This is a genomic window from Parabacteroides sp. merdae-related_45_40, assembly GCF_001915675.1.
On sequence record NZ_MNQY01000068.1, the window covers coordinates 1 to 10533 of the forward strand.

Sequence of the window (10533 nt, forward strand, 5' to 3'; positions counted from 1 at the left end):
CCAAAGGATAAGGTTCACCCTTGCGACGAGTCAATGACTTCTCTTTTTTCATCTTTGTTGACTTTTATGAAGTCAACCTATTTCAGGACGAGACAGACAATAGAAACATGGCTATTGTTTATCACGAATGTATTTGGGCTTTCTCTATATTTTCTTTATTTTTGCTTGTATCATTTAGAGTGTTATTTCATGAAAGAAATCAAGTTGGAGACAAAAATCCGGATTTATTCTCTTGCCGAACTACCGGAAGAAGAGTCGCGGTTAATGGAGGCGGCCATAAAAGCGACGGGACAATCGTATGCCCCTTATTCGAAGTTTCATGTCGGAGCGGCAGCTTTGCTGGAGGACGGCACGATCATAACCGGCAGTAATCAGGAGAATGCCGCTTACCCTTCCGGTCTGTGTGCGGAGCGGGTGGCGTTGTTTCATGCCGGTCATCAATATCCGGATATGCCTGTTGTCGCTCTTGCCATTGCAGCCGCCACGAATGGCCGGCAGGTCGAGAGCATTTCCCCTTGCGGTGCATGCCGCCAGGTTTTGTTGGAGGCGGAACAACGCTATGGCAAGCCGATGAAGGTTTTGTTGTGCGGAACGAAAGAGGTTGTGGTGGCAGAGAGTGCCGAATCACTGTTGCCGCTTTGTTTTGGGGCGAAAGATCTGAAATAAAAAAGAAGAGCGCTATCGTAAACAACGGGCGCTCTTCCTTTTTTATATTCGGTTATTGTTTGTCCGGGATCAGATTCCTAACGAAGCCTTTATCGCTTCGATCTTTTCTGCTCCTGCTTTTTCGGCAGCCGGCAGTTCGTCGAGGCTCTTTACTTTGGAATGGACTTCGCAATAGAACTTGATCTTCGGCTCCGTGCCGGAAGGACGGATAGATACTTTCGTTCCGTCTTCTGTGAAATATTGGAGGACGTTGGAGGTTGTCGGCATATCCAATGTCAGTGTTTCGTTTTCAACATAGTCTTTACCTTTCAGGGAAGCGTAGTCGTAGAATAACGTAACTTTGGAACCGGCGATTTCCTGCAACGGGTTTTCACGGAAGTGTTTCATCATCGCTTCAATCTCTTCAGCGCCGCTCTTGCCTTTCTTTACAACGGAGATTCCTTTTTCTTTAGAGAAACCATACTGAACGTAGATGTTCTGTAATAACTGGTACATCGTGATACCCTGGTCTTTCGCCCAGGCTGCGATTTCAGCCAGAATGGCACAAGCAGAAACGGCATCTTTGTCGCGAACGAAATCTTCGCATAGGAAGCCGTAGCTTTCTTCACCGCCACCGATATAGTTCTTCTTTCCTTCGTTCTTCTTCATGACATCGGCGATCCATTTGAAGCCGGTGTAAACGTCATACACTTCGACACCGTTCTTCTCGGCGATCGTACGGATCAGTTCGGTCGTAACGATTGTCTTGACAATATATTCCTTGCCGTTGATCTTACCGAGTTCTTTCCAGCGGGTGATGAGATAGTAGACGAACATCAAAGCGGTCTGGTTACCGTTCAGCAATACCCATTCGCCTTCGTTGTTCTTAACGGCTGCACCTACTCGGTCTGCATCCGGGTCGGAAGCCAATACCAGCTCGGCGTCTGTTTCCTTGGCCTTTTCAACTGCCAGAGCCAAAGCCGCCGGTTCTTCCGGGTTGGGAGAAACAACGGTAGGGAAGTCGCCGCTTACTACGTCCTGTTCGGGTACATGGATGATATTCGTGAAACCGAATGCTTTCAATGTCGGCGGGATAACCGTCACGCCTGTTCCGTGGATCGGCGTGTAGACGATCTTCATGTCATGGTGACGTGCGATGGATTCCGGTGACAAAGAAATCTTTGTCAGGTCGTTGATATATTGTTCATCGATTTCCTTGCCGATGATTTCGATCAGTTCCTTGTTGCCTTTGAACTTGATTTCGCTGGCATTACGGATTTTGTTGACTTCGGCAATCGTATTCTTGTCATGCGGAGCGATCATCTGGGCACCATCGTCCCAATACGCCTTGTACCCGTTATATTCTTTCGGGTTGTGCGAAGCTGTCAGGATAATACCGCTCTGGCATCCCAACTTGCGGATGGTATATGACATTTCAGGGGTCGGGCGAAGGTCTTCGAACAGATACACCTTGATGCCGTTTGCTGAGAAAATGTCGGCAGAGATTTCAGCAAATTTGCGGCTGTTGTTACGGCAGTCATGGCCGATGACAACTTTGATCTGGTCCAGATCGGCAAATTCCTTTTTCAGATAGTTGGATAAGCCTTGTGTGGCTGCTCCTACCGTGTAGATGTTCATACGGTTCGAACCTACTCCCATGATGCCTCTCAAACCTCCTGTGCCGAATTCCAGGTCTTTGTAGAATGATTCGATCAGTTCCGTCGGATCTTCGTTGTCTAACAGAGCCTGCACCTGTGCACGTGTTTCAGCGTCATAACTTTTAGTAAGCCAGCTTTGCGCCTTGCTTCTTACCATTTCTAACAGTTCCTTGTTTTCCATGACCTATATGTCTTGCTTTTAATTTAAAGAAATCCTGATTTTGAAATTAACAAAGGTACAAATAAATTGATAATTTCCAAGATTCAGTCTTTTTATTTACCAGACAAAAGAATACTTGTATTCCGACCGGTTTCCGGCTGCATCCGTAACGGTTAGTTTGAGGGTGTGTTTCCCTTTTTCGAGCCGTTCTTTATCGAACTTGTAGGTAATGACCGATTTGCTGTTCATTTCGAACAGGACGTACTGCCCGTCTATTTCTCCCCGGTAGGTTTGTACGCCGCTCAGGTTATCGGACAGGCGGAAAACGAATGCCTGCTTGCTGATCCATGTGTTGGCGCCCAACGGGGTGATCGTCGGTGCTTTGAGATCTTGCCCGACCGTATAATTGCCAAGTTCTTTGATCGTGCCGTCGATCCAGCCGTTCCGGTAAGTGCCGCCGATCCAGGATCGACGTCCTTTCTGAGTGCGGATGATACCATATTGCTGCTTGTTTTCCAGCGTGTCGACTCGTAAACGCAAGGACAGCCGGGCCGAGCTGTGAAGCGGAACGGGGCGGTTATGCAGGATGTGCGTGTCTGCCAATGCCGTGCTGTCTTCTTTTACCGAATAACGGAAATAAAGATCGTCGTACAGGTTTCCTTTCGGGATCGTCATCCGGATACCTTTTGCTCCGAACCGGTTGTCGGCCATCCAATGAAACAGCTCTGTACCTTCGGTCTCGATCTCCGGAATCTCCTGTTCTTTCCCTTCTATCCAAACGGAGAGGCGAGTTGTGTTGCCGAATGCATCGGCGAGCGTATACGTGAGATGATACGTTTTCTCTTCTTCTATATGGATGATTCCCCGGTTGATGCTTTCGTTAAAACGGAGGCGGTTACCTGGTTCTACGAAGCTGCGCATATAAAAGGAGCGACGCTCTTTCCATTCCTCATAATCGACATAGCTGTTCAAGTAACGGGTCTCGTCGAAAGCAAAGCGGTTCAGGTTGCTATGGTAGATGATCTGGCTGTCTTGGCGGAGGGTAATATCCTTCACTCCGTAGATATTTGTCGTATTATCCATATAATCGTAGGCTTTGACCGCCAGCCCGATTTCTCCCCAAGCTTCGATCTTGCCGGTGATGGTTTGTTTGCCGTTTTTGGCCGTGACCGGTTTTAGCTCCAGTTTACGGCTGCTGCCGTTGACCACTCCTTTGCCTGGTTGCGGGCAGACCAGGATTCCCTGTATTTTCGGTGCGCGGGTGTCGGTTATCTTCTCTTTGAAATATTCGATAGGATCGAGTACCTCTTCACTTTCCGTGTCGCGTACTTCGAAGTGGAGATGCGGGCCTCCCGAACTTCCGGTGTTTCCGCTATAAGCGACAATTTCTCCTTTTTTGACTGGGAGTTGGTCCGGGTCGAGGAACAAGTTCACGTTGAAGCTTTCCTGTTCGTATTGCTGTGTCTTGATATATCGGGCGATGGAAGGGGCGAATCGTTGCAAATGACCGTAGACGGTTGTCGTTCCGTCCGGATGTGTCAGGTATAAACCGTTTCCGTATCCCCACGGACTGACGGATATACGTGATACGTATCCGTCCTGTACGGCGTGGATGGGCTTCCCTTCAACTCCTTGTGTCTTAAAATCTATTCCGGAATGGAAATGATTGTTGCGCAACTCCCCGAAGTTTCCGCTCAACAAGATCGGGAAATCGAATGGCTGGCGGAGTTGTTGGGCGCTTATTGTCTGTATGAAAAAAAACAGTATGGCGATATATCGTTTGTACATATTCTATCTGTATTTAGAAAAGCAAAAGTAATCATTTATTTCAATAGTAGAAAGTCGACGATCAAAGGGAGATGGTCGCTGTAGCCACCTTCGTATTTGAAGCCATAGTAGGTGCGGAAAGGGCGTTCGCCACGCCAGGTTTTATCTTTTATGAGCAGGAATGACGGTGAAAAGATGCGGGCGCTTCCTGGGATGAGCTGCATCTGGGAGGTGGTGTCGGTGAGAGAGGACGACAGGATGATTTGATCTAACTGGCTCCATTCCCCTTGATATTTATGACTTCCAGGAGGAACTGACCGGTTCTTGGCAAACAGGTTGTATAGAAGGAGAGATGGATAAGCATTCGTCCGAGGTTTCATAGGCATGGAACCTGAACCGGACAGGCATGGATTTGGAATCGGATGGGCATCCAGTATTTCCCGGATGCTCGTGTCGTCCGGCGTATCATTAAAATCTCCCATAATCAGGATGTGTGGGGCAGGACGGAGGTTGTGGATCGAGTCGCATAATGTACGCAGGGTACGTGCGGCATCCAAACGGTCCGGTTCGCTTTCTTTTTCTCCTCCGTAACGGGAGGGAAAATGGCAGACAAAGACATCGATCCGGTCTCCGGTAATCACATCTCCCCATACATGCAGGATATTACGGGTATGTTTATGCTGCTTGCGGGTAAAACGGACTGGATGTTCCGTGTGTCCCTGATAGCGGAACTTGTCCCGCTGGTAAAGAAATGCTACATTAATCCCTCGCGTGTCTTGTCCGTGTGTCATGCAATAGCGGTAATGTTGCCGGCGGAGTGGGGTGAAATCCAGAAGCCGGACAAGTACGGAATCGTTTTCGACTTCACAAAGTCCGATCAAAGCCGGAGTGCTCCATTCTCCCGCTGCTGTGATGACTTTTGCCAGTTGTTGTAGTTTATGGTAAAACCGTCCGGACGTCCAGTGGCGGTTGCCGGAGGGGAGGAAATCATTGTCCGCCGTAAGCGGATCGTCTTTCGTGTCGAACAGGTTTTCGACGTTGTAGCTCATCACGCGGAAGTCTGTTTGCCCTTGTGAAGGCAAAGAAAACAATGTCAGGATAAAAACGTCATAGTTAAGGTTCTGGCCATATCGTTTTATTTTGTTTCATCTTCTTTCGGTACGAATTCGTAGGCTCCGATATCGGGACCGTCGTTTGTCAGGCGGTTTATGCCGTAGCGGTCCACCGGATATTGCTGCGTGACGAAGATATCGGCTTTCCCCACTCCTAAGGTCGTCAGCGAATCCGGACGGAAATCAAAACGGTATTTGTTTTTTTCGCCACCTTTTAACCTGTAGGACGGACTGGTATTGGTGAACAATACCTCTTTGAAGTGGTCATTGTTGCTGCCATTCGTTTTGATTACGCAATGGTTGAACAGGTATTCGAATGATGCCGCACCGTCGACGGATAGATTGAGTTCTCCTTTATATGCTTCTTTGCCAGCATCGAAACTGCCGTCGATGATGCAGTTGTCGAATGTCGCTTTGAGCGGATAAGCCTCTTCATTCGCATTGTTTGCCATCGTGAGGCAAGGCGTGGTCCGTTTTTCCAATGTCATGAAATTGGCAAGCGTACAATGGACGAAACAGTAGTTCCCGCCAATCAGAACCACGACACCTCCTCCGGCATTGGTCAATTCCGTGTTGGTTACTTCAATCTTGCAATTGCGTGCAGAGAATAGGTGCTCTCCCATATTCGTGATTTGGGAATTGCTTAGTTTCAGTTTGGATTCGTCCGGTGACGACTTTTCGAATGTCAGTCCTGTTTTTCCGTTTCGCACGATGACATTGTCCATAATGTTATGGTAGCTTTCCGGACGGAAGAAAATCCCTCCCCATTGTGATGGTGTCCGGTCGTAGGGCAGGATGTCGTTCAGTATGAAATCCAGACGGTCTCCGCGGAAGACAATCGGATTTTCGCGTGTCCCTTTGGCCAGCAATGTCCCGTATGTGATGACTTTCGCTGTGTCGTGCATATAGAACGTTGCGCCCGGATCGATGTTGAGCGTGATGTTGGGAGAAATAACCAGACTGTCATATATAAGGTAGGGCCGTTCGGCTGTAAAATGCGTGTCTTGTGTCAGGATAAGCCCGTTTTTATACAGGTTTACATTTTGTCCGTATGCTTCGAGGCGGACAGACTGTTTGACTCCGTTTGTGGTGAAGATGATGGAATCGTCCACCAGCAGCGGCTGGTTGGATGCGTTCGGATTGACGGTCACTTCCACAAAAACATACAAGCTGTCGTCCGCCTGTATCCTTACATCCTGGAAATGGTCGCCTTTGCGCCCGTCCACATTGATGCGGAAACCGGTTTCTTCGCCGCTTGCCAGCATGATCTCGCTGATCAGCAAAGGTTGGTCATTGCGGTTATAGATCATGAACTCTTTGGTTGCGGAGCCTATTGTGGTGAATACCGTATCGAAAGAAAGTGTGTCAACCGAGAAGCTCAGCCGATGGTTGGGGTTATTCGAATAGTTTTCGTCCAGCCCGTCACACGACAACAGGTTGAGCACTATAAAGAATAATATGAGTAACGGAGCGGCTAATTTTTTCATTTCATTAATTATTAATAGTCCAGGTAAACTGTTATTTACCATATAATGTCAATAAGAAAACAAATTTATTATAAATAAGTTTTCGGGCATTAACATAAAAAAAGAGGAAAAACATCTGTTGAATGTTAATCCTCTTTTATAACGAGAAATGTATCGATTTATTTTGCAGGGATGTTCTTTAATAGTTCGAGTAAGTGAGACCACCACAATCCAACGGTATCAATCTGTATGCGTTCGTTGGGGGAATGGACATCCCGAAGCGTCGGTCCGAATGAGATCATATCCAGATTCGGATATTTTTCTAGGAACAAGCCGCATTCCAGTCCTGCATGGATCGCCATTATTTTTGCATCTTTGTTAAACAAACGTTTATAGGTCTCCTGTGCCACTTTCAGGATCTTTGAATCCGGGTTAGGCGCCCAACCCGGATAGCCGTCGCCGTGAGTTACCTGTGCACCGGCTAACTTGAAAACAGATGCGACCTGGTTGGCAATCATGTTCTTGCAAGACTCGATGGAGCTGCGCTGGCTTGTGCCGACAATGATTGTGCTGTCATCTCCCATCTTGACAGAAGCCAGGTTGGTGGAGGTTTCCACCAGCCCTTCGATGTCGTGGCTCATGCCGATCACGCCATGCGGGCAGGCATGTAAAGCCAAAATCAGTTTTTCGGCATCATAGTCGCTGATGTATTTGTCCGGACGGTCGGTCGATGCCATTGTTATCTGTACGTTCGGGTCTACATGTTTCAGTTCGTTTTCGATATCTGCTGTGAAATGGTTCAGCAGAATACGGGCTGCTTCCTTTTCTTCCGGATACAGACCGATGGTCGCTTGCGCTTCGCGGGCGATAGCGTTGCGGAGGTTACCGCCGTGGATGAAGCAAAGGTTGAAATCGGCTTGATTTTTCAACAGGTACAGGTAGCGCACCAGAATCTTGTTGGCATTGCCCAACCCTTTGTGTATTTCGCCACCGGAATGTCCGCCGTTCAAGCCTTTCACTTCGATTTTGAAGTATTGCATGTTCGGATTGGTGTCACGTGGTTCGTAATGGAACACCGCTTGCGTATCTTTGCCGCCTGCGCATCCCATAAAGATTTCACCTTCGTCTTCGCTATCGAGGTTCAGCAGGATATCGCCTGTCATGAATCCTTTTTCGAGTGCTTTGGCTCCGGTCAGCCCGGTTTCTTCATCTACGGTGAAAAGGCATTCGATCGGTCCGTGCTCGATATCATCGGATGCGAGGATCGCCAGTTCGGCGGCTACACCGATGCCATTGTCGGCACCCAGAGTCGTACCGTTGGCGCGAAGCCAGTTTCCGTCGACGATTGTTTCGATCGGATCGTGGTCGAAATCATGTGCGGTTCCATTATTCTTTTCGCAGACCATGTCCATGTGGGATTGCAAAACGACTGTCGGCAGGTTTTCTTTGCCGGGAGTAGCCGGTTTAGACATCAGGATGTTGCCTACGGCATCTTTTTTGATCGCTATTTTATACTGTTTGGCGAATGATTCAAGAAACTCGATCATTTTTCCCTCCTTCTTTGAAGGACGGGGCACTTGTGTTACCTGGTGGAAGAACTTCCAGACGATTTCAGGCTTTAAATCAGTAATCTTCATAATGTTACAATGTATTATAGATGTTACTCTATAGTTAATAATACCACTGCAAACAGGGGGTTGTATGAAAAAAAGTACAATTAAATATCAAAAACATACTTTCCAATCACTTAAACTCTTATATTTGCGTCCACAAATATAGAGAAAATGCTTACAACGTTATTGATTACTGTCATAATTCTTGTTATTTGTGTTGTGTTGCTCAGTGTAAAAGTGATTTTCAAAAAGGGAGGGAAGTTTCCGAATACACACATTGAAGGTAATGCGGCACTAAGGGAGAAAGGTATATGCTGTGCTAAAACCCAGCATAAGAGAGATAGTTTGCGGAAGAATCTATATGATAAAATAAAAGAAATAGAAGAATAAAATAAAATAAAGATTTAATTTACACTTTATGAAGAACATTAACTACGTTATTAATGGTGTGCTCGCGGTAGCTGTCATAATCCTGTTTGTTATGCAGTTTTCCAGTAAAAAAGAATCCACAGTAGCTCCGGCTTTCACAACGGAGGGAGATTCTACCAATCTGCTCCCTGTGGCATATGTAAATGTAGACTCTCTTTTATCGAATTACAACTATTCGAAAGATTTGAATGAACGTATTCTCAAGATGCAGGAAGACTATCGTTTAGATATGACTCAGCGGTCAAATGCCTTACGGACAGAATTAAATGATTTCCAACGTAAATATGAAGCCAATGCTTTCCTTACTACGGAAAGAGCGCAGCAGGAAGGAAACCGTTTGCAGAAAAAGCAGGAGGAACTTCAGAACTATGCGGCTAAGAAAGAACAAGAGTTGGCTGCCAAGCAGATGGAGCTGAACGGACAGCTTCGCGATACGATCGTCGCCCAGTTGACGACTTTCAACCAGACAAAAGGTTATCAGATCATTTTCAGCAATACAATGGGTGACAATATTTTGTTATCTAATCCGGCATACGACATCACTGCCGAATTTCTCGAAGTGCTGAATAAGAACTACTCTTCCGGTAAGTAAGGAATAAAACATATAGATATATACGAAAGGGCTGTCCCGCACGGGGCAGCCCTTTTTGATTGTGGCCCTAAGGATTCCTTGGGAGGATAATGCTATGCATTAGACCTTGTAACCCTATGCTTTAGCTATTGCAAAGCTATGCTTTACGGCAAGCGAAGCATGCTTGTTCTTGTTTACCTTTGTTTGGACTTCCGGAGTTTCTTCTTGATCCAGAAATAGTAACCGGTTATGGCAAAGACAGCCCCTAAGAGCGAAACCAGACAGCTTAATATCCGGGTTGTCAATCCTCCCCATGTTCCGGCATGAACGGAATAGATCCATCCTCTTATTTTGGCGGATTTAGGGAGGTCCTTGTATAATTGAATTTCAGTGATCTTGCCGGTAGCCGGGTCAAAGGAATAACGGTCGCTTCCTCTTGTATTTCCATAGGCAGCGGTAGAAACGGTTGCCGATCCGTCTTGGATGGAGATCGATTTATATTCCGGATAACGGCTTTGTAAATCGGCCAAGACTTCGGCCCATTGTGTGTAATCGGTTTTGGGATGTTTCTTCGAACCTCTTTCACCTGCTGTTTTTGGGGGGACGGCAGATGTCGGAGCGTGCGTCTGTTTAGATGTTGTGCTGATGCCGAACGCGGTATAGAACGCGTCACGATACCAACCGAACGACCAGGTTAGACCAGTCAATGCCAGGATAAGCAAAAGTAAAGCTGCATAGAAACCTCCGGAGACATGTAGATCGTACAGGAAGCGGAACCAGCCGGCTTTTGTTTTGATTTTGAGCCGGTTTTTCAGTGCTTTCTTGTTTCTCGGATACCAGATGACAAGACCACTTATGATAATAATGGCCAGTACCAGGGTTGAATATCCGACAATAGTTTTACCCCAAGCGAAACTTCCATCCCGTTTATATTCGTCCAACAGCCAACGGTGAAGGCGCATTATCTTCATGAAGAACCCTTTTCCATCGTCTATGCCGGTAATTTCTCCGGTGTAGGGATTGATAAAGCAAGCAGCCTTTTTTCCGGGTAAAATCAGTTGGTAGGTCCGTTTGGGGTCGGAGGAAACCCGTATCCCGTTTATTTTGATGGA

At 46.9% G+C, this 10533-nt stretch carries 9 protein-coding genes; 3 read left to right on the plus strand and 6 right to left on the minus strand.

Annotation, left to right across the window (positions count from 1 at the left end; genetic code table 11):
• Positions 1-189: 189 nt before the first annotated feature.
• Positions 190-666: a cytidine deaminase gene (gene cdd, locus BHV83_RS10100; protein ID WP_005635939.1), complete on the plus strand. Its 477-nt coding sequence runs from the start codon at positions 190-192 to the stop codon at positions 664-666.
• A gap of 69 nt (positions 667-735) precedes the next feature.
• Here the strand turns inward: cdd and BHV83_RS10105 are convergent, their stop codons facing one another.
• The 5 genes from BHV83_RS10105 to BHV83_RS10125 form a co-directional block, all read right to left on the minus strand.
• A complete protein-coding gene (locus tag BHV83_RS10105; protein ID WP_005635940.1) occupies positions 736-2484 on the minus strand; it encodes a phospho-sugar mutase in 1749 nt (582 codons plus the stop codon).
• A gap of 96 nt (positions 2485-2580) precedes the next feature.
• Positions 2581-4251 (minus strand): M23 family metallopeptidase, encoded by a 1671-nt coding sequence (locus tag BHV83_RS10110; protein WP_119216317.1) that lies wholly within the window; start codon positions 4249-4251, stop codon positions 2581-2583.
• 35 nt (positions 4252-4286) lie between these two features.
• Positions 4287-5279, minus strand: a complete 993-nt coding sequence (locus BHV83_RS10115; RefSeq protein WP_286757467.1) for an endonuclease/exonuclease/phosphatase family protein — start codon at positions 5277-5279, stop codon at positions 4287-4289.
• Between the two features lie 86 nt (positions 5280-5365).
• Positions 5366-6829, minus strand: coding sequence for a hypothetical protein (locus BHV83_RS10120; RefSeq protein ID WP_155143525.1), 1464 nt, complete (start codon positions 6827-6829; stop codon positions 5366-5368).
• A gap of 158 nt (positions 6830-6987) precedes the next feature.
• On the minus strand, positions 6988-8445 hold the full coding sequence (locus BHV83_RS10125; protein WP_046452358.1) for an aminoacyl-histidine dipeptidase: 1458 nt from the start codon (positions 8443-8445) through the stop codon (positions 6988-6990).
• Between the two features lie 147 nt (positions 8446-8592).
• On the opposite strand from BHV83_RS10125, the gene BHV83_RS10130 reads away from it, so the two are divergent.
• Together BHV83_RS10130 and BHV83_RS10135 are read left to right on the plus strand one after the other, a co-directional pair.
• Entirely contained in the window at positions 8593-8811 is a 219-nt protein-coding gene (locus BHV83_RS10130) for a hypothetical protein (protein WP_046452357.1), read from the plus strand.
• 28 nt (positions 8812-8839) lie between these two features.
• Complete coding sequence (locus BHV83_RS10135; protein ID WP_005635946.1) at positions 8840-9442, plus strand: OmpH/Skp family outer membrane protein; 603 nt, start codon at positions 8840-8842, stop codon at positions 9440-9442.
• Between the two features lie 173 nt (positions 9443-9615).
• On the opposite strand, the gene BHV83_RS10140 is transcribed toward BHV83_RS10135, so the two are convergent.
• The coding region (locus BHV83_RS10140; RefSeq protein WP_286757468.1) for a PepSY-associated TM helix domain-containing protein at positions 9616-10533 on the minus strand (918 nt) is incomplete at its 5' end.